This window comes from Nocardioides sp., from assembly GCF_036493135.1.
Classification (GTDB): Bacteria; Actinomycetota; Actinomycetes; order Propionibacteriales; family Nocardioidaceae; genus Nocardioides.
The window spans coordinates 1-26,564 of the sequence record NZ_DASXQG010000097.1 but is presented as its reverse complement, the minus strand read 5'-3'; the positions used below and the strand labels follow the sequence as shown (position 1 = coordinate 26,564).

Below are 26,564 nucleotides of genomic sequence, written 5' to 3'. Positions count from 1 at the left end.
AGATGGCGGACCGTCTCACCCATGTCGACGAGACCGGGGCCGCCCGGATGGTCGATGTGTCAGGCAAGGACGTGACGACCCGTGAGGCCGTCGCGGCCGGACGCGTGCTGGTGTCACCGGAGGTGGTGACCCTGCTCCGCGGAGCCGGCGTACCGAAGGGCGACACCCTCGCCGTGGCCCGGCTCGCCGGCATCATGGGCGCCAAGCAGACCTCGACACTGATCCCGCTGTGCCATCCGCTCGCGCTGTCCTCGGTCACCGTCGACCTGGAGGTCGTCGACGATGCGGTCGAGGTGACCGCGACGGTCCGCACCACCGACCGCACCGGCGTCGAGATGGAGGCGCTCACCGCGGTCGCGGTCGCCGGCCTCACCGTGATCGACATGGTCAAGGCGGTCGACAAGAGGGCCGTGATCACCGACGTACGCATCCTCAGCAAGTCCGGCGGAAAGTCCGGGGAGTTCCGTCGATGATGCGCGCCGCTGTCGTGGTCGCCTCCAACCGCGCGGCCGCCGGGGTGTACGACGACACCACCGGACCACTGCTCGTGGATTTCCTGGCGTCACTGGGGTTCTCGTGCAACCCGCCGATCGTCGTGCCCGACGGCGAGCCCGTCGGCGCGGCCATCTCGGCCGAGGTCGATGGTGGTGCGCGCGTCGTTCTGACGACCGGGGGAACCGGCCTCACGCCGACAGACCGCACACCCGAGGTGACGCGTGCGCTGCTCGACCGCGAGGTGCCCGGCATCGCCGAGGCGATCCGCGCGTACGGCGTCGGCAAGGGCGTGCCGACCGCCGCCCTGTCCCGCGGACTCGCTGGCGTCGCCGGCGACTGCCTGGTCGTGAACCTGCCCGGTTCGCGCGGTGGCGTGAAGGACGCGATCGCGGTCCTCGAGCCGCTCCTCGTGCACGCCGTCGAGCAGGTCCTGGGGAGCGACCATTGAGCAGGCCCGCATGAGCCCCGGGTGGCCGGCCACGCTGCAGTACGGCGCCGTCACGCTCCGCCCCCTCCGCTACCGCGACGCCCGCGCCTGGCGCGCCGTACGCCGCCGCAACGCCGCGTGGCTGCTGCCGTGGGACGCGACCGTCCCCCCTGGGGGCACCGAGCGGCCGGCCACGTTCCGCAGCCTGGTCGGTCGGATGCAGCGGAACGCCCGCCAGGGCCTCGGGATGGCATTCGCGATCGAGGTCGACGGGCGCTTCGCCGGCCAGGTCACGGTCAACAACATCGTCCGGGGCTCGGCACAGTTCGCGTCCGTCGGCTACTGGCTCGACCGCGACGTCGCGGGTCGCGGCGTGATGCCGACGGCGGTCGCCCTGGTGATCGACCACTGCTTCCGCTCCGCCGGGCTGCACCGGATCGAGGTCGCGATCCGGCCGGAGAACTCCAACTCGCTGCGGGTCGTCGAGAAGCTCGGCATCCGCGAGGTCGGGTACGCGCCGAGGTTCCTCCACATCGACGGGGCCTGGCGTGACCACCGGATCTACGCGATCACCGTCGAGGAGTGTCCGGACGGGATGTTGGCTCGCCTGTCCCAACAGTCACAAGAGTGATTTCGCGACACACCTGTTGACATCCCCGGCCGCCTGTGGCAGCGAATCTAGGGTCGGGTCGTGGACCTGAGCGGACTCATCTTCGTGGCTCTGGCCGTCGCCTGGGCCGCCTACCTAATCCCCAAGGCTCTTCGCCACCACGACGACGTCGTCCGGGGCCGCTCCATCGACCGGTTCTCCCAGAGCATGCGGGTCCTGGCCCGCCGCGAACCGGTCAGCGCGCGGATGGCCCGGCTCGTCGTCACGCCTGCGCGAGCCACGGCGGCGATGGTCACCACCAAGCCCTCGCCGAGCACAGCTACGCCCGCCGCGCAGTACGCCGAGCGTCGCGACGCCGCCCGCAGGGCCACCAGGCGTCGCCGCCGTGTGCTCACCCTGCTCCTCGTCGCGCTGGCGGGTGTGGTGGGCGCCTGCGCCGACGGCCGGATCGCCTGGACGTACGTCGCCGCGCCGGCGGGGCTGCTGGTCGCCTGGCTGGTCGCCTGCCGGTTGATGGTCAAGAGGGAGCGCGCCTGGCGCCCGGTCGTCCTCCCGGAGACCGACGACGAGGCCGGCGCGGCCGTGGAGACCCCTCCGGTCGAGGCGTCGTCGGCCGACGCGACCGAGCGTGACCCGAGCATGTGGGATCCCGTCCCGGTGACGCTCCCGACGTACGTCTCGAAGCCGGCGGCGCGTCGTGCCGTCCGCACGATCGACCTCGACTCGACGGGTGTCTGGACCTCCGGACGGACCGAGGCCGACTCCGCCCTGGCCCGTGAGGCCGAGGCCGCCGACCGAGTCCAACGCCGGGCCTCGCGCAAGGACGACTCGGGCGACGCGGCCGTCGGATCCTGACCACCGGAACGACTCGGGCCGATTCGGACGCCCTCACCGCCGGTGCTAGCCTTTCGCTTCGCGTCGCCGTGCTGGTCGAGGATCGGTCCAGGCGGCGCGTTGGGGCTGTGGCGCAGCTGGTAGCGCATCTCGTTCGCAATGAGAGGGTCAGGGGTTCGAGTCCCCTCAGCTCCACCATCACGTGACCTTCTCTCGACCCGGCCGACGGCCCGGTCGTGTTGTTTTCTGCCCGGGTCCCCGGTCAGCCCGCGAGGCGGCGACCGGAGCGGGATCCGAGCCGGCGAGCGCGCTGCCGGCGGAGTCGGCGTACCAGGACCGGCGCGTAAGCGACCGCCGCGGGGTCGTCCAGGAGCCGGCCGAGGCGCCGGTAGTACGTCGCGGGGTCCTCCGCGAAGCGGGCGCGGATCGCTGAGTCCTTCGTGCCGGCGTGCCGCCACCAGCCGGACTCGAGGTCCAGCGTCCGTTGCGCGGTCTCGTCGAGCATGGCGGCGAGCCTGCCACACGAGGGTTCGTCGCCTCGAAGGCGGTCGGGTGATCAACGGGCCGCGACGCTCGCCGTTGCCCTCACCGGGACCGGGCCCAAGGTGCCGTCTGGCCACAGCCGAACGGCCCGAACCCGACCAACTGGTCTAGTCCAGCTCCAACCCACCGTAAGCCGCGTTATCGCTGGTTTATCGGACGGCCCTTGTCAAAAGGTAAAAGTCCCGGAAATGTAAGGACCCCCCGCACGGATGCGGGGGGCCGGTCGCGATTGGCCTTAGCCATTTCGCTTCTCGCATTCGGCCTGGGGGGCTGGCGCCTGCGAGCTTCTCCACCTGATGGCTGGGGGGTTGCCATCCGATGGGTGGCATCTGATGGCTGGGGGGTTGCCATCTGATGTTGACTCAAGTTTACACGTCGCGCGCGCGTGCGAAGCAGATTCTTGAAATTGATCCGCTTTTTACCTAAGCCCCCGGATTTCACGCTCAGACACGCTCAGGAGAGCCATTGGAGGGCTCTGGCGGGATGGTCACAGGCGCCACACACGACACGTGGGTGCTTGTCAAGACTTCCAAATTTGCCAGGGTGTGCTCCATGCTTCTCCCGGAGCTCGAACCGCACCACACAGGGAGAATCACTGACATGGCACGTCACACCAAGATCAAGCTCGCCGCTCTGGCCACTTCCTTCGTCGCCGCGCTGGGGATCGTCGCCACTGCGCCGATGACAGTTGCCGACGCCGGCCACGCGAAGACCTCGTCCAGGGTCGCGGACGGCTGCTGCTGATCCGCAGCTAGACCTGCACTCCCGCCCGAACCTTCGGACGGGCACGCAACCCGGAGGCAGCTGCTGCGCTCCGGTAGGCGTCGCGCGCCGCTTCGACGTCGCCGATCTCCTCGAGGAGGTCGGCGAGTTCGAACCACAGCTGCGCCGCATGAGGGTCTGCGCCTGCGCCCGTCAGCAGGAAGACCGCGCGACGGTACGCCGCCTTGGCGCCGTCGGCGTCGCCGGTCGCCGCCACGACCTGGCCCAGTAGGGCCTCGGCGTCGGCGGCGAGCAAGGGAGCTACATCCTTCGCCGCGGCGATGATCTCGTTGCAGATGTCGCGAGCGCTCAGGAGGTCGCACTCGAGGTAATGCGCACGGGCGATCGAGATGTTGTTGCGCGCGATCTCGATCGGGCTGGCGCTGGACCAGGCCAGCTCCTCGGCCGCCTTCTCGAGGTGCCGCTTGGCCTCGGAGACATCGGGCGGGTCGAGCTCGAGCTGCATACGACCCAAGGACGTGCGCAGGCGCGCGAGGTTTCGGGCGTCCTGACCCTCGGCGAGGAGTGCGAGCGCTCGCTCGGCCAGGGGGACGGCGGTGCTCACCGCCCCGCGCTCGGACTCGAAGACGCTGGCGTTCCAGTACGCCGAGGCGCGCGCGATGGGTGAATCCAGGGCCTCGGCCTTGACGATCGCCTTGCGGCACATCCGGATGGCGTGTCCCGCGTCGCCGCGGTTGAAGTAGGCCAGCGCGACGGTCACGGCCAGTTGAACGGCCTCATCGCAGCTCTCGACGTGCGATCCCGACAGCTGGGCCGTCACCCGCTCGCCGACCTCGATCGCGGCGTTGAGGTCGCCGGAGTTCGCCAGGCAGCGGACCATCGCGATCGCGCTCTTGATCCGCAGCAGACCGCCCTTGCGGGAGTAGACCAGGTTCTCCAGCTCGAGGATCGCGTCGTCGAGGTTGCCCTGGCCCTCGAGGGCGCGGGCGACGATGTAGTGAGCCCGGAAGACGAGCTCGTCCTGCGAGGCGACGCTGGCACGGTCGAGCGCCTGACGGGCCTGGACCTCGGCCTCTACGTGCTCGCCGGTCTCGAGGGAGAGCTCGGCGAAGTCGAGGGTGAGCTTGATCTCGTCGTACTCGCGCGCGGTGACCCCGCGCAGCAGGTGTTCTGTGGGCACTCCGAGGCGCGCGGCGAGGTCGTCGAGCGTCTGGCTGTTCGGCCGACGCTGCCCCGACTCGATGCGCGACACGTATCCCACGGAGACGTCTCCGCCGGCCAGCTGGGTCTGGGTCCACCCCCTCGCCACGCGGGCAGCACGGATCCTCTGGCCCAGCTCGGCGGGGTCGAGTTCCTTGAGCAGGTCTGCATCCCGGACGTCCATAGCGCGATTGTGACCGAGAGATGGCCCATCTGGGCAAGAAATCTGACAAGTCGGCGATCTTTGGAGGCAAATTTGGCCGAACTGGTCCCAAAGGACTACCTCATACCAACCGAACGACTAGATTCTCCACGGTCGGCAGTCGCACCGCTCGCGGATAGAATGCCGGTGTTTGGCCGGGGGGCTAGGCGTCACGCGTGCGTCGTTGCGACGCACGCGTGACGTGTCTCTGGCCCGGGCTCCGCCGTGCGCAGCGTGAGCGTCCGTGCGGCTCCGGGAGTCAGACCGCGTACGTCGAGCAGCACGCTGAAAGCCTCCCAGCCGAGACCAGCGCCAACGACGAGACGAGGTCCTCGTAGTCCTTTCGGGTGAGGCGCGTGCCGCCCGGGGGCAGTGAGGTCTCCCTCGTCGCGAACATCTTGGTGACCAGCGTGCGCAGCCGATCGTGCCGCTCGAGCAGGAGGACCTCCCGGGCTCGCCGGTGCTCTTCGAGGTGGTCACGGAGGTGGGCTGAGCACCTCACCGCGGGCGTGCCAGGGTGGAGGAGCAGGCACGTCTCGAGGAGGAAGCATGGAGTACACCAGGCTTGGCAACAGCGGGCTTCAGGTCTCGCGGATCACGGTCGGCTGCATGAGTTGGGGCGACGGCGGACAGGCCCGCCCCTGGACCAAGGACGAGGCGTTCGCTGAGCAGACCATCAAGGCCGCTCTCGACGCGGGAGTCAACTTCTTCGACACCGCCAACGTGTACTCCGCCGGCACCAGCGAGGAGTACACCGGCCGCTCGTTGTGGAAGCACGCCGATCGCGAGGACGTCGTCCTGGCCACCAAGGTGAACGGCCGGATGCGCCCCGGCCCGAACGGTGCCGGACTGTCACGCAAGTCGATCCTGCAGGAGATCGACGCCAGCCTGGCCCGGCTCGGGACCGACTTCGTCGACCTCTACCAGATCCATCGCTTCGACCCGGAGGTCCCGGTCGAGGAGACGATGGAGGCCCTGCACGACGTGGTGAGGGCGGGGAAGGCGCGCTACCTCGGCGCATCCTCGATGTACGCCTGGCAGTTCGCCAAGATGCAGCAGGCCGCCGAGCGGAACGGCTGGACGAAGTTCGTCTCGATGCAGAACCACTACAACCTGATCTACCGCGAGGAGGAGCGGGAGATGCTGCCGCTGTGCACGGACCAGGGCGTCGGCGTCATCCCGTGGAGCCCGCTGGCCCGCGGGCGGCTGACCCGGCGCTGGGACATGCAGACCGCACGGTCGGAGACCGACGAGTTCGGTGCCTCGCTGTACCGCGACGAGGACCAGACCGTGGTCGACAAGGTGCTCGCGCTCGCCGAGCGTCGCGGCGTCGCGCCGGCCCAGGTGGCGTTGGCGTGGCTGCTCGCGCAGCCGGCGGTCACCTCACCCATTGTCGGCATCACCAGCCCGGAGCACCTCTCCGACGCGGTCGCCGCGGTCGACCTCGAGCTCACCGACGACGAGGTCGCCGGGCTCGGCGACGGGTACGTGCCGCACGCGATCGCGGGTCACCGATAGGGCATCAGCGCACGCCGGGTGACCACGTGGCCCGAACGGGCCAGGGTTCTTGGCCCGCTTGGACTATTGGTTCGCTCGTGCCTCGCCCGGATCCTTGGACCACAACGGGGGCTGGGGGTTTGTGATCTCTCGCGGACGCGTGGCCCAGACATGTCTATGGGGGGATCTCACGATGATGCGTACCAGGCGTTTCCTGGGTGTCGCCGCGGCCGCGGCCACGGTTGGCGGACTGCTGCTGCCGATGGAGGCGGCGCACGCCGAGACCGGATGCAGTTTCACTGACAACACCACGACGCACACACACAGCCTCAATGGCGACTGCACCATGACGGACACGTGGGTGGTCGAGGACGGCTGGACGATCGACGGCAACGGGCACACGATCACGGCCGACCCGGGCGGGGCGTGGACCGGCGCCATCATCAAGAACGCGCCCGGCTCGGGCACTACGCCGGCCACCATGACTGTCGGGCACCTCGCCATCGACGCCAGCGGCGTCGGCAACGTCAACGTGATCCAGTTCGACGGCGCGAAGGGCCGGGTCAACCAGGTGACCATCACCGGTGGGCAAGGATCGGGCGCCGCCGGCTACGGCGTGTCCATCGCGAACACGGGGTTGGCCGCGACGTTCGCGACCACCGACCAGGTCAAGGTAGACGGCGGGAGCTCGATCAAGGGCTACCAGCAAGCCGCGGTCCACGTCACGGACTCGATGCGGTTCACCGTCCTCCGGTCGACGATCGGGAACCCCAGCACCGGGGCCGGCAGTGTTGCTTCCGGGATCCTCGTCGAGAATCTCGCGCACGGCGCGGTCGCCGAGAACCACATCAACCTGAGCGGCGCCGAGCCAGCCGGTGCCGGCGTGTACCGCGCCGGCGTGAAGCTCGACCACACGCTGCGGGTCGAGGTGAAGCGCAACGTCTTCTCCGGCAACGACGCCGACTTCGGGGTCGCCGCCGACAACACGGCGGGCACCTCGAAGACGACGGCGGCCGTCGACTGCAACCTGTTCCGCCGCAACGCCCCGTCGGGGAGCGACCCCTTCGGTGTCGCGGTGGGGCGGTTCAGCACCAACACGAAGCTGGTCAACGTCACGCTGACCAACACGACCTTCCAGGGCAGCTGGAACCGCGACTCGGGAACCGTCAACGGCACCACTGTGACCGCCGGGGTCCCCAACAGCGTGCGCACGAGTACCAGCAACTGCCGACCTGGAGCGCCGGGCAACGTCACGGCCAAGGGCGGGGACGGCCAGAGCAAGGTGACCTGGGCTGCGGCGAAGGCTCCTGGTGCCTGGGCTCCGCTGACCGGCTACAAGGTCAGCGCCAAGACCGCCGGTCGCCCGGCCGTGGTCAGGAACGTCGGCCCCACCGCCACGTCCGCGATGCTCACCGGCTTGAAGAACGGCCACACCTACAAGGTCACCGTCGCCGCCGAGAGCAACGGCGGGTCGACGAAGGGCACTGACACGCTCTACCCGACCAAGCTCAGCCTGTCGGGGCCGAAGGCGATCCGCCACGGAACCAGGGCGCACCTCGGCGGGAAGCTGTCGAGCAGCGACCGGAACGCGAAGCTCTCGAAGCGCAAGCTGCAGCTGTGGGCGAAGCCGAAGGGCGGCAAGTGGTCCATGATCGGCACGATCAAGACCAAGGGCGGCGGCCACTTCGACACCACCGTCAAGCCGAGGAAGAAGACGACGTACAAGGTCGTGTACGGCGGTCACCCCGGCCTGGCGAGCAGCCACAAGTTCACCGTCGCCGTGCGCTGACGGCGAGCTTCTGCGGTCCCCGCGCTCGGGCGCGGGGTCGTCAGATCCAGCGGGAGAACCAGATGCGCTGCAGCCACTCGGCGTGGGTCAGCAGCGCGTCGGTGTAGATCGGCCAGAACCACGCGAAGTTCAGCATCACCAGCACGACGTACGAGCCGGCGGCGACCACCCCGACGGTACGTCGTGGCGTCGGCGCCGTGGACGGACCGAGCAGCTTCCCGATCACCAGGGTGAGCGCCAGCACCAGGAACGGCAGCGTGATGATCGAGTAGAAACTGAAGATCGGCCGGCCGTCGTACAGGAACCAGGGGAGCCACGTGGAGGCCGCGCCGACCACGGCTATCCCGAACCGCCAGTCGCGCGCACCGATCCACCAGAACAGCGACGCGATCAGCGCCAGCACCCCGGCCCACCACACGGCCGGTGTGCCGAGCAGGATCACCTGCCGCAGGCAGTCGCTGCCCTGCGGGGCGTCGCAGCCGCCGGTGCCCGGCTTGATGCCGGTCTCGGCGTCGACGCCGACCGGACGGTTGAGCAGCAACCACCCGCGCGGCTGCGAGGCGTAGGTGTGGGTGCACCCGGTGAGGAACTGGGTGTGGAAGACGTAGACGTCGCGGTGGTAGTACCACAGCGACTCGAGACCCTGGACGAGGCCGGGAAGGCCGTGCCTGACCGGCTGGCCGGCGGTCGGCCAGTGCTTGGAGTTGTCGAAGGTGATGTTCTTGCCGCAGTCCGAGCCGCCGGAGACGTAGTGGGTGTACTGCGTGTCGGAGAGGTACTCGACGTACTGGGACGAATGCATCAGCCAGCCGGTCCAGGTCGCGAGGTAGACGATCAGGCCGACCAGCACCAGGTGCACGAACGCCGGGACTCCGTCGGCCAGCAGCGACTTCGGGCCGGCGAAGGTGACCCCGAACGACTTGCGCGCTCCGGCGCACCAGGCGACGACCAGGACTCCGAAGGCGGCGAGCGGATAGATCGCCTCCCACTTGCTGCCGCAGGCCAGGCCCCAGCAGATCCCCGACACCAGCAGCCACGGCCGGAACAGGAGCGCCTTGACCGGACCCCACCCGTCGTCCTCGACCTGACCGGGGACCAGGGCAGCGAGCCGGGCGCGGTACCAGTCGCGGTCGAGCACCAGACAGTGCACCGCGCAGAGCAGGAAGAACGCCACGAAGATGTCGAGCAGGGCCAGCCGCGACAGCACGAACTCGAGGCCGTCGAAGCTCAGGATCAGTCCGGCGATGCAGCCGAGCAGGGTCGATCCGGTTAGGCGGCGTACGAACCGGATCATCACCAGGATCAGCAGCGTGCCGATCACCGCGGGTACGACGCGCCAGCCGAGCGGGGAGAACCCGAACAGCTTCTCGCCGAGACCGATCAGCCACTTGCCGACCTCGGGGTGGACGACCATCGAGGCGTCGGGCTTCCACAGATGGGTGCTCTGCCCGTTGAGGATGTGCTTGTTGGCGACGCCGCCGTCGTTGTCGATGTAGTCGCGCGCGTAGCCGAAGTGCCACAGCGACCAGGCGTCCTTGGCGTAGTACGTCTCGTCGAACTCGAAGGCGTGCGGCGTGCCCAGCTTCCACAGCCGCAGGAAGAGCGAGACCAGCGTGATCGAGAGGGTCGCGGTCCAGCCGATGAACGGGTCCTCGAGGCGCCTGCGTGGCCGGGCGCGCTCCTGGGCGAGTGGGACCGGCTCGCCGTCGGCGTCGTGCGACAGACCGGTCATCCGGCCGCGCTCGGGGGGCGCGGCTGCTCCGGTCGTCACGCTCCGCAACTGTAGGGCCCGTCGGGTCGTCCGCCTGACAGGAACCCCTAGTGGCCACTGGAGCGGACGACCGCGTGTGCTGGGATGATCGAGGGGTGACCAGGACGTCCGATCACGCCGGGGTGCTGGTGCTCGCCGCGACTCCCATCGGGCAGATCACCGACGCCCCGCCCCGGCTGGTCGCGGAGCTCGCCGGCGCCGACGTGATCGCGGCCGAGGACACCCGTCGACTCGCGCGGCTCGCCAGAGAGCTCGGCGTCGAGGTCAAGGGCCGGGTCACGTCGTACTTCGAGGGGAACGAGGCGTCTCGCACCCCCGGACTGGTGGAGCGTCTCCTGGAGGGAGACCGCGTGGTGCTCGTCACCGACGCGGGGATGCCGAGTGTCTCCGACCCCGGCTACCGGCTCGTGGCAGCCGCGGTCGACGCCGGCGTGCAGGTGACGGCGGTGCCGGGCCCGTCGGCGGTGCTCACCGCGCTGGCGGTGAGCGGCTTGCCGGTCGACCGGTTCTGCTTCGAGGGCTTCTTGCCGCGCAAGGCGGGCGAGCGGGCTCGCAGGCTGGCGGCGCTGGCGGAGGAGGAGCGGACCTCGGTGTTCTTCGAGGCGCCGCACCGTACGGCGGCGACGCTCGCGGCCATGGCCGTGGCGTTCGGTGCGGACCGACCGGGCGCGGTGTGCCGGGAGCTGACCAAGACCCACGAGGAGGTACGCCGCGGCGGGCTCGGCGAGCTGGCCGGCTGGGCCGATGGCGGCGTACGCGGTGAGGTGACGATCGTCGTGTCCGGCGCGGTCTCGGCCCGCTCGATCGCGTCCGACCCCGAGTCGCTGCAGGCTGCGGTGGCGGCCGAGGAGGAGAACGGCGTGACCAGGAAGGAAGCGATCCGCGCGGTCGCGACACGCGCCGGCGTACCGAAGCGGACGGTGTACGACGCGGTGCACGGCGTGGGAGGACCCGATGCCTGAGTCGTCGGCCGGGCCGATGCGCCGCCGTTCCGTGGAGAGCGAGCAGGGGCAACGTCGTGACCGCGAGCGTCCGCCGCTGCCCGAGCCGCTCCCGCATCCGGTTGTGGACAACCACTGCCACCTGGACATCTCCGACGGCGACTGGCTCGAGACCGGCGAGGCGATCGCCCGCGCGAGCACGGTCGGGGTACGCCGGATCGTGCAGATCGGCTGCGACCTGCCCGGGGCCGCGTGGGCGGTCCGGGCCGCCCAGGACCACGCCGCGCTGGTCGCCGGCGTGGCCCTCCATCCCAACGAGGCGCCGCGGCTCGCCGCCGACGGGCGGCTCGACGAGGGGCTCGCCGAGATCGAGCGCCTGGCGCAGGCGCACGACCAGGTGCGTGCGGTCGGCGAGACCGGGCTCGACTTCTTCCGCACCGGGCCCGAGGGTCGCGAAGCCCAGGTCGCGTCGTTCGTGCGACACATCGACCTGGCCAAGCGGCTCGGCAAGACCCTCGTGATCCACGACCGCGACGCCCACGACGCGGTGCTCGACGTGATCGACGCCGAGGGCCCGCCGGAGCGCTGGGTGATGCACTGCTTCTCCGGCAACCCGCGTTTCGCCAGGGCGTGTCTCGACCGCGGCGCCTACCTGTCCTTCGCCGGGACCGTGACGTTCAAGAACGCCCAGCCGCTGCGCGACGCGCTCGCGGTCGCGCCGATGGATCGCGTCCTGGTCGAGACCGATGCGCCGTTCCTGACGCCGACCCCGTACCGCGGCCGCCCCAACGCGTCGTACCTCGTGCCGGTGACGGTGCGGGCGATGGCCGAGGTGCGCGGCGACGACCTGGGTGCCCTGTGCCAGGCGATCGACGCCAACACCGAGGCGGCGTTCGGCGGACCGTGGTGACGCCGGGAGCCACCCGGTGACGAGCGCGTCCTGGCGGGTTTCGGACAGGGAGAGCCTGGTCACAGGACCACCCGAGGAGTTGGGGTGGACTCGACGGCTTCCGTATGGTCCTGTGGCTGTTGGCCGGGATCGGGTGCATCACGCGAAACCGGCGTTCGGGGCTGCGTACCAGTTGCGCAGCCTTTTCCATGAGTACCGCACGGTGCCTCGTGGGAGCGGGCGCCGTTCCGAGGCCCGGGAAGTACGACGTCTGGAGAGTTGTGCGCCAGAAGTTCGCACGCATCAGCAAGAGCAAGGCAGCGCTCCTCGCCGCCGGGGCGGTCGCCCTGGCTGCGGTGATCGGCACCACCGTCGGCTACGCAGCGATGGGCAAGGACGTGACCCTCAACGTGGACGGCCAGGTCGAGCACGTGACGGCCAGCGGCGACACCGTGGGGCAGGTCCTGAAGGACCAGGGGATCTCTCTCCGCTCGCACGACGAGGTCGCGCCGGCGGTCGACCAGCCCGTCCACGACGGCACGAGCATCGCGGTCCGCTACGGCAAGCCGCTGAAGCTGGACGTCGACGGTGACACCTCGACGTACTGGGTGACCGCGACGGACGTGCGCGGCGCGCTCGAAGAGATCAACCGCAGCTTCGATCGCGCGCACCTGTCGGTGAGCCGCGGCGCCGGCATCACCCGCGACGGGCTGCGGATCTCGATCGCGACCCCGAAGCGGCTCACGTTCGTGATCGGTGGCGAGAAGGCCGTGCACAAGACCGTGCCGGCGTACACGGTCGGGCAGGCGCTGAAGGCGCTGGACGTCACGCTCGGCAAGCACGACGTCGTCCACCCCGGCCTGCACCATCAGCTGAGCCAGGGCGACAAGGTCGTCCTCGACCGGATCCGCATCGTCCGCAAGCACGTCGACGGTGAGTCGGTGCCGTTCACCACGGTCACCCGCGACGACGCGTCGATGGCGAGCGGCTCGAGCACCGTGGTGCGCAGCGGCCGCGACGGTCTCCGCAACGTGACCTACCGGATCATGTTCCGCAACGGACACCTCGTGGCCCGCCGGGTGGTCTCGCAGGAGGTGCTGCGCGGCACGGTGGCGCAGATCGAACGCGTCGGCACCAAGACGGTCGCGCCGGCCTTCGCCGGCGGCAACACCGTCTGGGATCGGCTCGCGCAGTGTGAGGCCGGCGGCAACTGGGCCACCAACACCGGGAACGGCTACTACGGCGGACTTCAGTTCTCGCTGGGCACGTGGCAGGCGTACGGTGGAAGTGGACTTCCCAGCAATGCCTCGCGGTTGACCCAGATCGCCATCGCCACCAAGATCCGCAACGCCAGTGGTGGGTACGGCGCCTGGCCGGCCTGCGCGGCGTCGTTGGGTCTTCCGCGTTGACAACGCAATAGCGAGCTCGGTGGGCGGTCGCGCCGGGTCCCGAACCCCCCTCGGGACCATTCTCCGCGCCTCCGGTCACCGGACGGTCAGCCTGGTTCCCCCCAATAGGCTGGCCACCATGACGTCCGTCGGCCCGACTCTGCTCGGGCCGACGGACGTTCGTGCACTCGCCGCGCGGCTCGACGTGCGCCCCACCAAGCAGCGGGGGCAGAACTTCGTGATCGACGCCAACACCGTGCGTCGCATCGTCCGCGAGGCGGCCCTGAAGCCGGACGACGTGGTGGTCGAGGTCGGGCCGGGGCTGGGGTCATTGACGCTGGGGTTGCTCGGCGAGGTGAGCCGGGTCGTGGCGATCGAGGTCGACCCGGTGCTGGCCGCCGCGCTGCCGGCGACGCTTGCGACGTACGCCGCGGACCTGGCCGGGCACTGCGAGGTGCTGGCCGCCGACGCGCTTCGGGTGACCGAGATCCCCGGGCCGCCGCCGACCGCGCTGGTCGCGAACCTCCCCTACAACGTCTCCGTGCCGGTGCTCCTGCATCTGCTCGCGCTGCTGCCCAGCCTCGAGCGCGGGCTGGTGATGGTGCAGTCCGAGGTCGCCGACCGGCTGGCCGCACCACCCGGCTCCAAGGTGTACGGCGTACCCAGTGTGAAGGCGGCGTGGTACGCCGACGTCCGCCGCGCGGGCGCGATCGGGCGCAACGTCTTCTGGCCGGCGCCCAATGTCGACTCCGGGCTCGTGGCGTGGACCCGACGCGAGCCGCCGCCGACGACGGCCACCCGGGAGCAGGTGTTCGCGGTCGTCGACGCGGCGTTCGCCCATCGTCGCAAGGTGCTGCGCGGCGCGCTGCGGACCCTGACCGGCTCGAGTGAGGCGGCCGAGCGGGCCCTGGCGAAGGCCGGGGTCGACCCGATGGCACGCGGCGAGTCGCTCGGGGTCGAGGCCTTCGCCCGGATCGCCGAGGCCATGGCATGAGTGGTCTCACCGTGCGGACTGCGGCGAAGATCAACCTGCTGCTCGGCGTCGGTGCTCCGCGCGCCGACGGGTTCCACACGCTGGTGACCGTCTACCAGGCCGTGAGCCTGTACGACGACCTGACCGTGGCCCTGCCGTCGACCGGGGCGGGCCGGCTGACCGTGGCGACGCACGTCGCGTCGTACATCGACGCGAGCCACCTGCCCCGACCCGGCCACAACATCGTCGACCGGGCCGCGGCCGCGCTGTCCGACCACCACGGCCGGCCGGTCACGGCCGACGTGCGCGTGGACAAGAGCATCCCGATCGCCGGTGGCCTGGCCGGCGGGTCGGCCGACGGGGCGGGGGCGCTGCTCGCTCTCGACCGGCTGCACGGTCTCGGCATCAGTGACGACGACCTGATCCTGCTCGCGGCGGGGCTCGGCAGTGACGTGCCGTTCGCGCTGGTGGGCGGATCCGCGCTCGGCGAGGGCCACGGCGAGATCGTCACCCCTCTCGACGACCGCGGCACCTGGTGGTGGGTGGTCGTGCCGTCGGAGGAGGGGTTGTCGACGCCGGCGGTCTACCGGCACTACGACGAGCTGCGGCCGAACGCGCCGGAGGTCCCGGCGCCTCCCGATGGGGTGGTCGGCGCGCTCGCCGGCGGCGACGTACACCGGCTGGCCGCGGCGCTGCACAACGACCTCGAGCAGGCCGCGTGCGACCTGCGTCCCGACCTGGCCCGGCTCATCGTCGAAGGCGTCGCCGCCGGGGCCCTCCGCGGGCTGGTCTCGGGCTCGGGCCCGACGTGCGTGTTCCTCTGCGAGTCGGGCGACCACGCGCGCACCGTCGCGGGTGCGCTCACCGCCGCCGACGACAGGCGCGTCGTACTCGTCGCGCACGGGCCGGTCGCGGGCGCCCACGTGGTGGCCGATGGCTAACCTCGTCAATCTCGAGCGGGTCTCCAAGGCGTACGGCGTGCGCCCGCTGCTCACCGAGGTGTCGCTCGGTGTGGCCGCGAGCGAGCGCATCGGCATCGTCGGTCGCAACGGCGACGGCAAGACGACGCTGCTCCGGGTGATGACGGGCCAGGAGCCGCCCGACGACGGCCGCGTGTCGGCCGTCAGGGGGCTCCACATCGCCCATCTGCACCAGGGCGACGCCCTCGACGACACCCACTCGGTCCGCGACGCCGTACTGGCGGGAAGGCCGGACCACGGGTGGGCCGCGGAGCCGCGCACGCGCGAGATCGTCACCGAGCTGCTGGCCGGCATCGAGCTCGACCGGGCCGTCGTCGGCCTGTCCGGCGGTGAGCGCCGCCGCTGCGCGCTCGCGGAGCTCCTCCTGCACCAGCACGACCTCGTCGTCCTCGACGAGCCGACCAACCACCTCGACGTCGAGGCGGTGGCCTGGCTGGCCGGACACCTCGCAACGCTGCCGTCCGCGCTGGTGGTCGTGACGCACGACCGGTGGTTCCTCGACGCGGTCTGCGAGCGCACCTGGGAGGTGCACGACGGCGTCGTCGACTCCTACGAGGGCGGCTACGCGGCCTTCGTGCTCGCCAGGGCCGAGCGGCAGCGGCAGGCCGCCGCGTCGGAGGTACGTCGTCGCAATCTCGCCCGCAAGGAGCTCGCCTGGCTACGACGCGGACCCCCGGCCCGCACCGCCAAGCCGAAGTTCCGGATCGAGGCCGCCGAGGAGCTGATCGCCGACGAGCCGCCGCCTCGCGACCGGCTCGAGCTCCAACGCTTCGCCGCCCAACGTCTCGGCAAGGACGTGTTCGACGTCGAGGACGTCGACCTGGTCCGCGGCGACCGGACGCTGCTGTCCCATGCCACGTGGCGCCTCGGCCCGGGTGATCGGGTCGGGATCGTGGGGGTCAACGGCGCGGGAAAGTCGTCGGTCCTCGCACTGCTCGACGGCACCCTGACCCCGAGCGTCGGTCGGGTGAAGCACGGTCGGACCGTGTCGCTGCAGCACCTCACCCAGACGCTCGACGTACTCGATCCCGAGGGCCGGGTCCTCCCGACCATCGAGTCGATCCGTCGGGTCACCCGCACCGCCACGGGTGAGATCAGTGCCAGCTCGATGCTCGAACGCTTCGGCTTCACCGGCGACAAGCTGACCGCGCGGATCGGCGACCTGTCCGGTGGCGAACGGCGGCGCTTCCAGCTGCTTCGGCTGCTGCTCTCCGAACCCAACGTGCTGCTCCTCGACGAGCCCACCAACGACCTCGACATCGAGACCTTGAACGTCCTGGAGGACTTTCTCGACGACTGGCCCGGCACCCTGGTGGTCGTCTCCCACGACCGCTACTTCCTCGAGCGCGTCACCGACGTGGTCTACGGCCTCCTCGACGACGGCCAGATCTCGCTGCTCCCCGGTGGTGTGGACGAGTACCTCTCCCGTCGCCGAGCCGCCCGAAGTTCACCGCCAGACGCGCTGACCCGCCAGAAGTTCACACCGTACGAGCGCCGACCCGCCAGAAGTTCACGCGGTGCCACCGGTCACGGCCCGCGCAGGCAGCGCCGAGGAACGCGCAGCGCGGAAGACCCTGGCCCGGGTGGAGAAGCGGCTCGAGCAGGTCTCGGCCCGCGAGGCGGAGCTGAATGCCGAAGTCCTCACCCACGCTGCGGACCACGAGCGCCTGACCGACCTGAGCGCCTGGCTCGCCGCCCTCGCCCGCGAGCGGGCAGAGCTCGAGGAGGAGTGGCTCGAGGCGGCCGAGGTGCTGGAGTGATGGGCCGGCGTCGGCGGTGCCGGACCGTCGTACGCGTGAACTTCTGGCGGGTCAGCGTTCTACGGCGTGAACTTCTGGCGGGTCAACGGGGGGTGCTCAACGGGGCGAGGAGGGTGCGGAGGAGGGAGGCGAGGCGGGTGCGATCGCGTTCGGGGAGGTCTTCCAGCAGGGTGCGCTCGGCGTCGAGGAGCGCCGCGAACGCCGCGTCCACGGCCGACCGGCCGTCGGTCGTCAGCCGCACGATGACTCCGCGGCGGTCGTCAGGGTCCGGGTAGCGCTCGACGTACCCACGCGCGCTGAGCCGGTCGATCCGGTTCGTCATCGTGCCGCTGGTCACCAGGGTCTCGTGCAGCAGGCGCCCGGGGGAGAGCTCGTACGGCGCGCCCGCGCGGCGCAGGGCGGCCAGCACGTCGAACTCCCACTGCTCGATGCCGTGGGCGGCGAACGCGTCTCTCCGGGCCAGCTCGAGCCGACGCGCGAGCCGGCTCACCCGGCTGAACACCGCGACCGGCGCGAGGTCGAGGTCGCTGCGCTCGCGGCCCCAGGCCTCGAGCAGCTCGTCCACCTCGTCGCGCACACCGCCAGTCTATAGGCTGTCGAGAATCTTGACATCAAGGTGAATCCTCACGAAACTCAGAGATATCTTGACGTCAAGAGATTGAGGAGGCGCGCCGTGCCGCACACCTGGGATCCCGACCGCTACCTGACCTACGCAGACGAGCGCGGCCGCGCCTTCGTCGAGCTGCTGGCGCGCATCGGAGCTCCGGCACCGGCGTCGGTCGTGGACCTCGGCTGCGGCCCCGGAAACCTCACCTCACTGCTGCGCGAGCGCTGGCCCGACGCCGACGTCTCCGGCCTCGACTCGAGCCCGGAGATGATCGAGAAGGCCCGGACAGTCGACCCGAGCATCGTCTTCGAGGTCGCCGACCTGCGCGCGTGGGCCTCCGACGCCGACCCGGTCGACGTCCTGGTCTCCAACGCCACGCTCCAGTGGGTCCCTGACCACCTCGACCTGCTCCCGAGTCTGGTCGGTCGGGTGCGGCTGGGTGGCTGGCTCGCCTTCCAGGTGCCCGGGAACTTCGAGGAGCCGAGCCACACGATCCGCCACGACCTCGCCGCCGAGGCGCCGTACGCCGAGCACACCCGAGACGTCGCGGTGCCGAGCAGCCACGACCCGGTCGTCTACCTCGAGGAGCTCGCCGGACGGGGCTGCACCGTCGACGCCTGGGAGACGACGTACCTCCATGTCCTGACCGGGCCCGACCCGGTCTTCACCTGGGTCTCCGGCACCGGCGCCCGGCCGACGCTGCAGGCGCTGCCCGATGACCTGCGCCCGGCGTTCGAGGAAGAGTTCCAGCGACGCCTGCGCGCGGCATACCCCGAGCGCGACGGCCGCGTCGTACTGCCCTTCCGCCGGATCTTCGTGGTCGCCCAGGTGTCCGCCGCGTGATCGCCCTCCACCATGTCCAGGTCGCCTGCCCGCCCGGCGGTGAGGACGACGCCCGCCGCTTCTATCGAGACGCCCTGCGGCTGACCGAGGTCGAGAAGACCGTCGCCCTGCGCGGCCGCGGTGGCGCCTGGTTCCGCTCGTACGACGCACTGGGCGAGGTCGCCGCGGAGGTCCACGTCGGTGTCGAGGATCCGTTCCTGCCTGCGCGCAAGGCCCACCCGGCCTTCGTGGTGGACGACCTCGACGCCGTCGCGGCCTCCGTGTCGGCCGCCGGCTTCGGGGTCGACGACCGGGAGCGCGAGACGTTCGACGGCTACCTGCGCTTCCACACGCACGACGGTGCCGGCAACCGGGTCGAGGTGCTCCAGGTCCGTCCGACCGACGCCTGCTGACGCTCAGGGCGCCACCACGACGGAGCCGTCGGAATGCCGCGACGGTCCCGGGCGTTGGCCCTGACACACATGTGATGGAGCCGGAGCAGCCGGCGGAGAGGTTCGTGATGGCCACCCTTCCCCTGACCGAGGAGTCCTTCGAGCAGACGGTGACCCAGGACGGCATCGTGCTGGTCGACTTCTGGGCATCCTGGTGCGGTCCGTGCCGGATGTTCGCGCCCGTCTACGAGAAGGCGTCCGAGACGCACGGTGACATCACGTTCGCCAGCATCGACACCGAGGCCGAGCAGATGCTCGCGGGTGCGCTCCAGATCAGCTCGATCCCGACGCTGATGGCGTTCCGCGACGGCATCCTGGTCTTCCGCCAGGCGGGGGCGCTGCCCGAGCCGGCGCTCGAGGAGCTGGTCACGGCGGTCCGCGGCCTCGACATGGACGACGTACGACGGCAAGTCGCGGAGCAGGAAGCCAAGCGGGCCTGAGAATCCGGTCGCGCCGCCCGGTGGCGATCGGTGATTCTGGGCGCGTGACGCTGCTCTTCGTGTTCGGACCGCCCGCGGTCGGGAAGATGACCGTCGGCCGGGAGATCGCGGACGCGAGCGACTTCCGGCTCTTCCACAACCACCACGTGATCGAGCCCCTCCTCGACGTGTTCGAGTTCGAGACACCGCAGTTCCAGACCTTGATGAGCGAGTTCCGCCAGCGCGTGCTGGAGGAAGCTGCCACGGCGGACATCGACCTGGTCTTCACCCTGGTCTGGGCGCTGGACCTCCCCGAGGATGCAGCGGCCATGCGCCGGCACCTCGCGCCGTTCGTCGAGGCGGGTCGTCGGATCGTGATGGTCGAGCTGTACGCCGACCTCGAGACCCGACTCGACCGCAACCGCACGCCGTACCGCCTGGCGGAGAAGAAGTCGAAGCGCGACCTGGTGTGGTCCGAGGGCAACGTGCGCGACCTCGAACGGATCCAGATGAACACCGGCGTCTCGTCACCCGGCGACGAGGTCATCGCAGGTTTCCCCCATCTCCGGATCGACAACACCGACCGTGCGCCGGAGGAGGTGGCCGCGGAGGTGCTGGCATGGGTCGCAGCGTCAGGCGGCTGACACAACGGTGAGTGCGATGGCGTCTAGTCTCCCCAGGTGACCTCCTGCTCGGATCTCTTCCGACTGCTCATCGACACCCGTACCTGGGTCGCGCTCGACCTCGACGTCGACGGGCGGGTGCTTGCCGGGTACGACGACCTCGGCAGCCAGCAGCTCGTAGAGATCGCCCCCGACGGCAGCACGACGCCGCTGACCGACCTGCCCTCGCGCTGTCGCGGACGCTACGTGCCCGGCCGGCGCCAGGTGGTGATCGAGCACGACCAGGGCGGCGACGAGAACTTCCAGCTGTCCACGCTCGATCTGACGGAGCTCCCGGGGCCGCCGGTCGGCCTCGACGGCCTCACCCCGCTCGTGCGCGACGAGGCGCACATGAACACGCTGCTCGACGTGACCGCGACGTCGGTCGTCTTCGCCACGAACCGCCGCAACAACGTCGACATGGACGTCATCGTGCGCGACCTGACGACCGGCGAGGAGCGGGTCGTGTACGACGGCGGCGGGTACGTCGCGTCGACCGAGGTCTCGCACGACGAGAAGTCGGTCGCCGTGACGATGATCAGTCTCCGGCCGAGCTCGACGAGCATCGTGCTGGCGGACGGCACCGGGTCCCGCAGCGTGACCGACCCCGACGAGCAGGCCGATCACCACGTGGCGGGCTGGACCGCGGACGACGCGGCCCTGGTGCTGACCTCCGACCACGAGCGGGAGTTCCACGCCGTACTCCGCCTCGACGCCAACGGCACCTGGACGTCCCTGGTCGAGGCCGACGACCACGACGTCTCGGCTCGCCTGTCGCCGGACGGCAGTCTGATGGTGGTCGGTCACCACGTCGACGGGCTAGACAGCCTCGCCGTGCACCGGGCTGACGGCATCCACGTGACCGACGTCGACCTCGATCCGATCGTCCCGGTGAGCGTGGTCTGGGCGCCGGACTCCTCGGCGTTCGCGGTGACCGCGGTGACGCCGACCGACCCGGGCTCGATCATGCGGGTCGACGCCGGCACCGGTGCCGGCACCGTGCTCGTCGACGGTCGAGACGGCGTACCGAGCGAGCTCCGTGACCGGCTGGTGACTCCGACCGTCCACCGCGTTCCGGCACCGGACGGCGAGCAGATCCCGAGCTTCCGGTACGCCGCGCCCGACAACACCAGCGGGGCGTCGGTGATCCACATCCACGGCGGCCCGGAGGCGGAGGCGGCGCGGATCTTCGCCCCGACGTTCCAGGCGCTCGCGCTGGCCGGCTTCGACGTACTCGTGCCCAATGTCCGTGGCTCCGCCGGCTACGGGAAGCGCTGGGTGTCACTGGACGACGTGGCGCTCCGGCTCGACTCGGTCGCCGATCTCGCCGCCCTCCACGAGTGGCTCCCGACGATCGGGCTCGACCGTGGCCGGTCCGCGCTCTGGGGTGGCTCGTACGGCGGGTACATGGTGCTCGCCGGTGTCGCGATGCAGCCCGAGCGGTGGGCGGCGGGGGTCGACATCGTCGGCATCTCGTCCCTCGTGACGTTCCTCGAGAACACCTCGGACTACCGCCGGGCGATCCGCGAGCGCGAGTACGGCTCGCTCGCCGACGACCGGGGGTTCCTGGTATCGGCCTCGCCGATCACCTACCTCGACGACATCGTCTCTCCGCTGTTCGTCATCCACGGCGCCAACGACCCGCGCGTGCCGCTCTCGGAGGCCGAGCAGATCAAGGCCGCCCTCGACGAGAAGGGCGTTCCCTGCGAGATGCGGGTGTACCACGACGAAGGACACGGTCTCGCCAAGCGGGCCAACCGCCTCGACGCCTACCCGGCCGCCCTGGAGTTCCTGGAGCAGCAGTTGCTCTGACGTGATCGGGTCGTCCGCCTCAGCGGATCTTCTTGTACCCGCTGAGGGGGACGACCCGGATCCGGAGCTCAGCCCCACGGGACCTTCGGGGTCGGATAGAAGTTGGTCCCGGCCATGGTCAGGCGCGGTCCCTGTGCGGCCAGCCGAGGCAGGAAGCCGTCGTAGTCTCGCGCTGCTTGCGGGGTCCAGCCGACCTCGGAGAGGGCGATCAGCCGCGGGAAGACCAGGTACTGCACCTCGCTGAGGTTGCGTACGGTCTCGCCCCACATCGCACCCTCGACACCGATCACGTTCTGGTCGGTGACACCGGTGACATAGCTGCCCGGGTCCCAGTTGTAGAACTGGTCGACGTCGCACCCGCTGTTGCACGCCCAGGTCAGGCCGAGGTCCGGCGGCGTGTCCGGTGCGTACTTCTGGTCGAGGTAGGCGTGGTTGGCCGGTGCCATCACGATCTTCATGTTCTTGGCGACCGCCTCATGGGCAGTGGCCGTGTCCGGGCTGGTGCCGGACGCGGGGTTCCAGTACTCCGCGACCGAGCCGGCGGGCGGGTTGGTGCCAGGACCGGCGAGCTCGGCCCAACCCATCGGAATCTTGCCCTGGGCGGTGACGAGCGGCATCTCCGCATTGATGAACGCGGCGTAGCGGTCCTGGTCCAGCACGGTCGAGGGCACCTCGTCGCCGCCGAGGTGGTAGTACGGGCTCGTCGACATCGCCGAGAGCTGACTGATGATCGCGTGGTAGATGGTGAACGAGTTCTCGCTCTCCGGGCACATCGCGCTGAAGCCGACATCGCCGATGAAGTTCCACTGCGGCGGGTTGTGGACGCTGCAGTTGATGTCCTGCGGGTGACCGTTCAGCAACGGGTTCGTGGTGTCGTCGTACTCGGACATGATGATCGCGTTGTTGTGGCCCGGTGAGTCGACCTCGGGCACCACGCTCATGAAGTGCGCTGCGGCGTACGCGACGACTCCTCTGTAGTCCTGCTGGGTCCAGAACCCGCCCGGGTCCATCGTGCGGCCATCTGTGCCGACGGATCCTTGGCTACCGATGTCAGTGAGGTTCGGGAAGCCGTTGATGACGATCCGGAAGCCCTGGTCGTCGCTGACGTGCAGGTGCAGGGTGTTGATCTTGTACGCCGATGCCTCGTCGATCAGCCGCATCACCGTCTCGGGCGTCTGGAAGTGCCGGGCGATGTCGAGCATGAACCCGCGGTAGGCGTACCGCGGGTAGTCCACGATGTGCACCGACGGAATCGTCCACGGTCCCGGGACCGTCGTCGGGCTCTCGATCCGAGCCGGCAGCAGCTGCCGGATGGTCTGGATGCCGTTGAAGAGCCCATGTGCCGTGTCGGCCGCGAGGTTCACACCATCTCGGCCCGCGTCGAGCACGTACCCCTCTGCTGTCTGACCGGGTGTCAGCTCGGGCGCGTCGCCGAGCGCGAGCCGGATGTCGCGGTCACCTCCGGGACCGGACACGACCGGCAGTGGATATCCGGTCGCCGGGCGCAGGTACGCCGCCAGATCCTCCGCCACGACCCGAGCAGCGGATCCCGGCTTGGCGACGATGTGCGTGTGTCTGGTGATGGTGAAGTCGCCCGTGCCGACGGCCGTCGAGACGGGCTCAGGCACCAGTTGTGGCGCGGCGCTCGGTGCGGCCGACGCCGGTGGCGACGAGGACATGGCTACGAGGTACCCCACGGCTGTTGCGAGGATGGACGCGATCAGGCGGGTGCTGCGACGGCGCCGAGGCATGAGTGTCCTTTCCGCTCCGAGCAGCGGAAAGGTGCACGGCTACCCGGAAGCTGTGCGTTTTCCTATCGTTCTCGGTCTACACCCCTGCGCGCTCTGACGACAAGGGCGTTCATCGGCCCTCACGCGGACCTCTGCGGTGGGCTTTGCGCCGTCCTGCGACAGGTCCGTCATCAGTAGCGCAGGCCGTGGCCGAACGGGAACAGCTCACCAGCGCCGTCCGCGCGTGGGATCGAGACCGGCAGCAGGCCGGTCGGGTTCACCTCGCCGAAGATCACCCGCACGAGCGACTCCACCTGGTCAGCGGTGTAACCGTAGGTGTCGACCACCGTCGGCGCCTCAGGGAACGACGCGACGTCGTACGGGTTGCGCATCGCGGCGACCACGACGGGCTTCCCGGTCGCCAGCAGTGCCCGCACGAGCCGGGTCTGCGCCGCGGCGGCCGCCGTCGGCTGCCCCGTGGTCGCGTCGACGGCGTAGGCGTTGTTGGTCGAGACCACCACGAGGTCGGCACCCTGCGCCGCTGCGACCGCCTTGTCGATCGCGGTCGCCGAGGGGGTGGTGCCCGACTCGAGGACCTGTGTCGTCGCGCCTCGCGCGGCCAGCGCGCTCGCGATCGTCTGCGTCGTACCAACGCCCCAGCCGGCCACGAGCACCTGGCGGGGACCGGCGGCGAGCGGGAGCAGGCCGCTGTCGTTCTTCACCAGCGTCGTGGTGCGGTCGGTGATCGCCTGCGCTGCGGCGAGGTGGTCCGGGGCGCCCATCACGGTGGGCGCCACGGCCGGGTCGACGAACGGGTGCTGGAAGATGCCGTGCTGGTACTTGTGCAGAAGGATCCGGTAGACCGACTCGTCGAGCCGCTGCTTGCTGATCACGCCGCTGTGGACCGCGTCGAGCACGGCGGCGTACGCCGTGTCCATCTGCGGCGGGACGAGCAGCTGGTCCGCGCCGGCGAGGATCGCCTGGACCGGTGCGACGTCCGGCGGGTAGGTCGACGTGGCGCCAGCCATGTCGAGCGCGTCGGTCACGATGAGGCCCTTGAAGCCGAGCTCGTCGCGGAGCACGCCGGTGAGGATCTTGTGGCTCATCGTCGCGGGCGCGCCGGACGGGTCGACCGCCGGGAAGACCACGTGGGCGGTCATGATCGTGTCGACGCCGGCTGCGATGTCGGCCTCGAAGGGCGGCAGGTCGATCGCGTGGAACTGCGCCAGAGTGTGGGTGACCTGCGGCAGGCCGAAGTGGCTGTCGACGCCGGTGTCGCCGTGGCCGGGGAAGTGCTTGGCGACCGCGGAGATCCCGCCCGCGTGGTAGCCCTTGACCTGCGTCGAGGCCAGGTGGGAGACCAGATCCGGATCGCCCCCGATGGAGCGGATCCCGATCACGGGGTTGTTGGGGTTGATGTTGACGTCGGAGACCGGCGCGTAGTCCTGCGTGACCCCGACCGACTTGAGCTCCTCGCCGATCACCTTCGCCGAGTCGTAGGCATCCTGGGCCGATCGGCCCGCGCCGAGCGCCATGTTGCCGGGCATCTGCGTCGCCGGGGCGAGGAAGCGGGCGACGAGCGCGCCCCCCTCCTGGTCCACCGAGACCTGCAGCGGGATGTGTGCAGGCTGCGCCAGCGATGCGGTTTGGAGCCCGTTGGACAGGGTGGCGACCTGGGCGGGATCGCCGATGTTGTCGTCACTGGGGCAACCGGAGCAGGCCTGTCGCGTCGTGTAGTAGATGACGCCGCCGGGCTGGTACTTCGCGATCGCCTGGGCGGGCGTGTCGACGCCGTACAGCCGCTGGTTGACGGTCTTGGCGGCGTCGCTGACGTTGTCGGCGTCGCGACCTGCCACCTCGATGACGAAGAGCTGGCCGACCTTCTGCTCCAGCGTCATGTGCCGCATCAGGGAGATCACCTTGCCGCGGTACGGCGCGTCGCCGGAATGTCCGGGACCTCCGGCCGTGGCCGCGGTCGGACCGAACGTCGCGGCCGTCACCATCGAGAGGCCGATGACCAGCAGCCGGAGCGATGTACGGGTGTGGTGGGTGGTGGATGCTGACCGAGCGAACACAGGCGCCTCCGGGCTCGTTTGCCTGCCCCCCGAGATGAAGGACGAGACGACACTAGCCTGGAACCCGGACCCAGTCGCCCCCCTGCACCACCCGGCGGACCCTCCAGTCGCGGTCGAGTACCACGAGGTCGGCGCGCAGACCGGTCGCAAGGCTGCCGCGGTCGTCCAGGCCGAGCAGGGCGGCGGGTGTGGTGCTGGCCGCGGCCACCGCCGCGACCGGATCGACGCCGGCCCGCACCACGCAGCGGCGGACCAGGTCGGCGACGTGCGAGGTGCCTCCCGCAAGCGACGGCGGATCGGCGCGGGTCCACGCCCGGCCGTTCTCGACCCGCACGCGTACCGACCCGAGCTCGTAGTCGCCGTCCGGCATCCCGGCGGCCGCCATCGCATCGCTGACGAGTACGACGTGCCGCCCGGGGTCCACCGCGAACACCAGGTGCACCGTCTCATCGGCGAGATGCACGCCGTCCGCGATGAGCTCCACGTGCGTGGCCCCGCGGGCCAGCGCATCCAGGGAGGCGGCGACCGGGCCTGGGTGGCGATGGTGCAGCGGCTCCATGCCGTTGAACAGATGGGTGACCAGGGGTCTGCGCAGTGACCGCAGGGCCTCTCCGAAGACGGCGGCGTCGGCGCCGGTATGGCCGAGGCCCACCACGACCCCGGACCGCTCGAGGAGCTCGACGGCCGCGGCGGCACCCGGCAGCTCCGGGGCGAGCGTCACCATCCGGACCGTGGGGCGACCGGTGTCGTCGACACCGGCAGCCAGCCAGGTGCCGAGCTCGTCGAGCCCGGGTAGGCGCAGGGAGGCGGGGTCGTGGGCGCCCCGGTGCGCCGGATCCAGGAAGGGCCCCTCGACGTGGCAGCCGACGACCGGTGACCCCGTCCCGGCGATCGAGGAGATCGCCGCGATCGCCGCGACGAGGTCGGGGGACGACGCGCTCACCAGGCTGGCCAGCATCGTGG

General features: G+C 70.4%; 25 protein-coding genes, 1 tRNA gene and 1 pseudogene. 19 read left to right on the top strand and 8 right to left on the bottom strand.

All coding sequences use genetic code 11. The annotated features are described in order from the left end of the window. The first annotated feature begins 2 nt into the window (after positions 1–2). The 5 genes from moaC (at position 3) to VGJ24_RS18605 (ending at position 2,564) form a co-directional block, all read left to right on the top strand. A complete protein-coding gene (gene moaC, locus VGJ24_RS18625) occupies positions 3–473 on the top strand; it encodes a cyclic pyranopterin monophosphate synthase MoaC (RefSeq protein WP_331502139.1) in 471 nt (156 codons plus the stop codon). After that, on the top strand, positions 473–943 hold the full coding sequence (locus VGJ24_RS18620; RefSeq protein ID WP_331502187.1) for a MogA/MoaB family molybdenum cofactor biosynthesis protein: 471 nt from the start codon (positions 473–475) through the stop codon (positions 941–943). Before moaC ends, VGJ24_RS18620 begins: the two co-directional genes overlap by 1 nt. 10 nt (positions 944–953) lie before the next feature. Further along, the gene (locus VGJ24_RS18615; protein WP_331502138.1) at positions 954–1,553 is read left to right on the top strand and encodes a GNAT family protein; all 600 of its coding nucleotides are present in this window, start codon (positions 954–956) and stop codon (positions 1,551–1,553) included. A gap of 60 nt (positions 1,554–1,613) precedes the next feature. Further along, on the top strand, positions 1,614–2,387 hold the full coding sequence (locus VGJ24_RS18610; RefSeq protein ID WP_331502137.1) for a hypothetical protein: 774 nt from the start codon (positions 1,614–1,616) through the stop codon (positions 2,385–2,387). Between the two features lie 101 nt (positions 2,388–2,488). Next, positions 2,489–2,564, top strand: a tRNA-Ala gene (locus VGJ24_RS18605). 64 nt (positions 2,565–2,628) lie between these two features. Here the strand turns inward: VGJ24_RS18605 and VGJ24_RS18600 are convergent. Continuing rightward, positions 2,629–2,871: a DUF3263 domain-containing protein gene (locus VGJ24_RS18600; protein WP_331502136.1), complete on the bottom strand. Its 243-nt coding sequence runs from the start codon at positions 2,869–2,871 to the stop codon at positions 2,629–2,631. Between the two features lie 638 nt (positions 2,872–3,509). Here VGJ24_RS18600 and VGJ24_RS18595 point away from each other — a divergent pair. Further along, positions 3,510–3,653, top strand: coding sequence for a hypothetical protein (locus VGJ24_RS18595; RefSeq protein ID WP_331502135.1), 144 nt, complete (start codon positions 3,510–3,512; stop codon positions 3,651–3,653). A gap of 7 nt (positions 3,654–3,660) precedes the next feature. Here VGJ24_RS18595 and VGJ24_RS18590 read toward each other — a convergent pair whose 3' ends face one another. Both VGJ24_RS18590 and VGJ24_RS18585 read right to left on the bottom strand, forming a co-directional pair. Further along, positions 3,661–5,016, bottom strand: coding sequence for a helix-turn-helix transcriptional regulator (locus VGJ24_RS18590; RefSeq protein WP_331502134.1), 1,356 nt, complete (start codon positions 5,014–5,016; stop codon positions 3,661–3,663). 277 nt (positions 5,017–5,293) lie between these two features. After that, a complete protein-coding gene (locus VGJ24_RS18585; RefSeq protein WP_331502133.1) occupies positions 5,294–5,536 on the bottom strand; it encodes a hypothetical protein in 243 nt (80 codons plus the stop codon). Positions 5,537–5,583: 47 nt separating this feature from the next. Between VGJ24_RS18585 and VGJ24_RS18580 the strand changes: the two genes are divergently transcribed. Together VGJ24_RS18580 and VGJ24_RS18575 are read left to right on the top strand one after the other, a co-directional pair. Then, positions 5,584–6,552, top strand: a complete 969-nt coding sequence (locus VGJ24_RS18580; protein WP_331502132.1) for an aldo/keto reductase — start codon at positions 5,584–5,586, stop codon at positions 6,550–6,552. 172 nt (positions 6,553–6,724) lie between these two features. Next, positions 6,725–8,320 carry a fibronectin type III domain-containing protein gene (locus tag VGJ24_RS18575; RefSeq protein ID WP_331502131.1) on the top strand — a complete coding sequence of 532 codons (1,596 nt, stop codon included), beginning with the start codon at positions 6,725–6,727 and terminating at the stop codon, positions 8,318–8,320. 40 nt (positions 8,321–8,360) lie between these two features. Here VGJ24_RS18575 and VGJ24_RS18570 read toward each other — a convergent pair whose 3' ends face one another. Then, positions 8,361–10,091: a dolichyl-phosphate-mannose--protein mannosyltransferase gene (locus VGJ24_RS18570; protein ID WP_331502130.1), complete on the bottom strand. Its 1,731-nt coding sequence runs from the start codon at positions 10,089–10,091 to the stop codon at positions 8,361–8,363. 95 nt (positions 10,092–10,186) lie between these two features. Between VGJ24_RS18570 and rsmI the strand changes: the two genes are divergently transcribed. From rsmI to VGJ24_RS18540, 6 genes and pseudogenes are all read left to right on the top strand, one after another. Then, a complete protein-coding gene (gene rsmI / locus VGJ24_RS18565; RefSeq protein ID WP_414691117.1) occupies positions 10,187–11,053 on the top strand; it encodes a 16S rRNA (cytidine(1402)-2'-O)-methyltransferase in 867 nt (288 codons plus the stop codon). A 16-nt stretch (positions 11,054–11,069) separates the two neighbouring features. Then, on the top strand, positions 11,070–11,942 hold the full coding sequence (locus VGJ24_RS18560; RefSeq protein WP_331502185.1) for a TatD family hydrolase: 873 nt from the start codon (positions 11,070–11,072) through the stop codon (positions 11,940–11,942). 188 nt (positions 11,943–12,130) lie between these two features. Beyond that, positions 12,131–13,330, top strand: coding sequence for a transglycosylase family protein (locus VGJ24_RS18555; protein ID WP_331502129.1), 1,200 nt, complete (start codon positions 12,131–12,133; stop codon positions 13,328–13,330). Positions 13,331–13,448: 118 nt separating this feature from the next. After that, positions 13,449–14,303, top strand: a complete 855-nt coding sequence (rsmA, locus tag VGJ24_RS18550) for a 16S rRNA (adenine(1518)-N(6)/adenine(1519)-N(6))-dimethyltransferase RsmA (protein ID WP_331502128.1) — start codon at positions 13,449–13,451, stop codon at positions 14,301–14,303. Then, on the top strand, positions 14,300–15,223 hold the full coding sequence (locus tag VGJ24_RS18545; RefSeq protein WP_331502127.1) for a 4-(cytidine 5'-diphospho)-2-C-methyl-D-erythritol kinase: 924 nt from the start codon (positions 14,300–14,302) through the stop codon (positions 15,221–15,223). Before rsmA ends, VGJ24_RS18545 begins: the two co-directional genes overlap by 4 nt. Continuing rightward, a pseudogene (locus tag VGJ24_RS18540) lies at positions 15,216–17,022 on the top strand (ABC-F family ATP-binding cassette domain-containing protein). The gene VGJ24_RS18545 and the pseudogene VGJ24_RS18540 overlap by 8 nt, the downstream one beginning before the upstream one ends. A gap of 82 nt (positions 17,023–17,104) precedes the next feature. On the opposite strand, the gene VGJ24_RS18535 reads toward VGJ24_RS18540, so the two are convergent. Continuing rightward, positions 17,105–17,599: a MarR family winged helix-turn-helix transcriptional regulator gene (locus tag VGJ24_RS18535; RefSeq protein ID WP_331502126.1), complete on the bottom strand. Its 495-nt coding sequence runs from the start codon at positions 17,597–17,599 to the stop codon at positions 17,105–17,107. Positions 17,600–17,695: 96 nt separating this feature from the next. On the opposite strand from VGJ24_RS18535, the gene VGJ24_RS18530 reads away from it, so the two are divergent. The 5 genes from VGJ24_RS18530 to VGJ24_RS18510 all read left to right on the top strand — a co-directional run bounded on the left by VGJ24_RS18530 (position 17,696) and on the right by VGJ24_RS18510 (position 21,796). Further along, positions 17,696–18,472 carry a methyltransferase domain-containing protein gene (locus VGJ24_RS18530; RefSeq protein WP_331502125.1) on the top strand — a complete coding sequence of 259 codons (777 nt, stop codon included), beginning with the start codon at positions 17,696–17,698 and terminating at the stop codon, positions 18,470–18,472. Continuing rightward, on the top strand, positions 18,469–18,864 hold the full coding sequence (locus VGJ24_RS18525) for a VOC family protein (protein ID WP_331502124.1): 396 nt from the start codon (positions 18,469–18,471) through the stop codon (positions 18,862–18,864). Before VGJ24_RS18530 ends, VGJ24_RS18525 begins: the two co-directional genes overlap by 4 nt. Positions 18,865–18,971: 107 nt before the next feature. Further along, positions 18,972–19,343, top strand: a complete 372-nt coding sequence (gene trxA / locus VGJ24_RS18520; protein WP_331502123.1) for a thioredoxin — start codon at positions 18,972–18,974, stop codon at positions 19,341–19,343. A 44-nt stretch (positions 19,344–19,387) separates the two neighbouring features. After that, positions 19,388–19,966, top strand: a complete 579-nt coding sequence (locus VGJ24_RS18515) for an AAA family ATPase (RefSeq protein ID WP_331502122.1) — start codon at positions 19,388–19,390, stop codon at positions 19,964–19,966. Positions 19,967–20,002: 36 nt separating this feature from the next. After that, a complete protein-coding gene (locus VGJ24_RS18510) occupies positions 20,003–21,796 on the top strand; it encodes a S9 family peptidase (protein ID WP_331502121.1) in 1,794 nt (597 codons plus the stop codon). Between the two features lie 68 nt (positions 21,797–21,864). Here the strand turns inward: VGJ24_RS18510 and VGJ24_RS18505 are convergent, their stop codons facing one another. From VGJ24_RS18505 to VGJ24_RS18495, 3 genes are all read right to left on the bottom strand, one after another. Then, positions 21,865–23,475: a beta-N-acetylhexosaminidase gene (locus tag VGJ24_RS18505; RefSeq protein ID WP_331502120.1), complete on the bottom strand. Its 1,611-nt coding sequence runs from the start codon at positions 23,473–23,475 to the stop codon at positions 21,865–21,867. A 242-nt stretch (positions 23,476–23,717) separates the two neighbouring features. Continuing rightward, entirely contained in the window at positions 23,718–25,601 is a 1,884-nt protein-coding gene (locus tag VGJ24_RS18500) for a glycoside hydrolase family 3 protein (RefSeq protein ID WP_331502119.1), read from the bottom strand. 52 nt (positions 25,602–25,653) lie between these two features. After that, on the bottom strand, positions 25,654–26,564 hold a 911-nt coding region (locus VGJ24_RS18495; RefSeq protein ID WP_331502118.1), incomplete at its 5' end, for an N-acetylglucosamine-6-phosphate deacetylase.

Bases quoted from the DNA above. Each gene is read 5' to 3' on its own strand.
- rsmA (WP_331502128.1), top strand. From the start codon at position 13,449: ATGACGTCCGTCGGCCCGACTCTGCTCGGGCCGACGGACGTTCGTGCA.
- VGJ24_RS18560 (WP_331502185.1), top strand. From the start codon at position 11,070: ATGCGCCGCCGTTCCGTGGAGAGCGAGCAGGGGCAACGTCGTGACCGC.
- VGJ24_RS18580 (WP_331502132.1), top strand. From the start codon at position 5,584: ATGGAGTACACCAGGCTTGGCAACAGCGGGCTTCAGGTCTCGCGGATC.
- VGJ24_RS18615 (WP_331502138.1), top strand. From the start codon at position 954: ATGAGCCCCGGGTGGCCGGCCACGCTGCAGTACGGCGCCGTCACGCTC.
- trxA (WP_331502123.1), top strand. From the start codon at position 18,972: ATGGCCACCCTTCCCCTGACCGAGGAGTCCTTCGAGCAGACGGTGACC.
- VGJ24_RS18545 (WP_331502127.1), top strand. From the start codon at position 14,300: ATGAGTGGTCTCACCGTGCGGACTGCGGCGAAGATCAACCTGCTGCTC.
- VGJ24_RS18575 (WP_331502131.1), top strand. From the start codon at position 6,725: ATGATGCGTACCAGGCGTTTCCTGGGTGTCGCCGCGGCCGCGGCCACG.
- VGJ24_RS18595 (WP_331502135.1), top strand. From the start codon at position 3,510: ATGGCACGTCACACCAAGATCAAGCTCGCCGCTCTGGCCACTTCCTTC.
- VGJ24_RS18505 (WP_331502120.1), bottom strand. From the start codon at position 23,475: ATGTCCTCGTCGCCACCGGCGTCGGCCGCACCGAGCGCCGCGCCACAA.
- moaC (WP_331502139.1), top strand. From the start codon at position 3: ATGGCGGACCGTCTCACCCATGTCGACGAGACCGGGGCCGCCCGGATG.
- VGJ24_RS18555 (WP_331502129.1), top strand. From the start codon at position 12,131: ATGAGTACCGCACGGTGCCTCGTGGGAGCGGGCGCCGTTCCGAGGCCC.
- VGJ24_RS18620 (WP_331502187.1), top strand. From the start codon at position 473: ATGCGCGCCGCTGTCGTGGTCGCCTCCAACCGCGCGGCCGCCGGGGTG.
- VGJ24_RS18600 (WP_331502136.1), bottom strand. From the start codon at position 2,871: ATGCTCGACGAGACCGCGCAACGGACGCTGGACCTCGAGTCCGGCTGG.
- VGJ24_RS18590 (WP_331502134.1), bottom strand. From the start codon at position 5,016: ATGGACGTCCGGGATGCAGACCTGCTCAAGGAACTCGACCCCGCCGAG.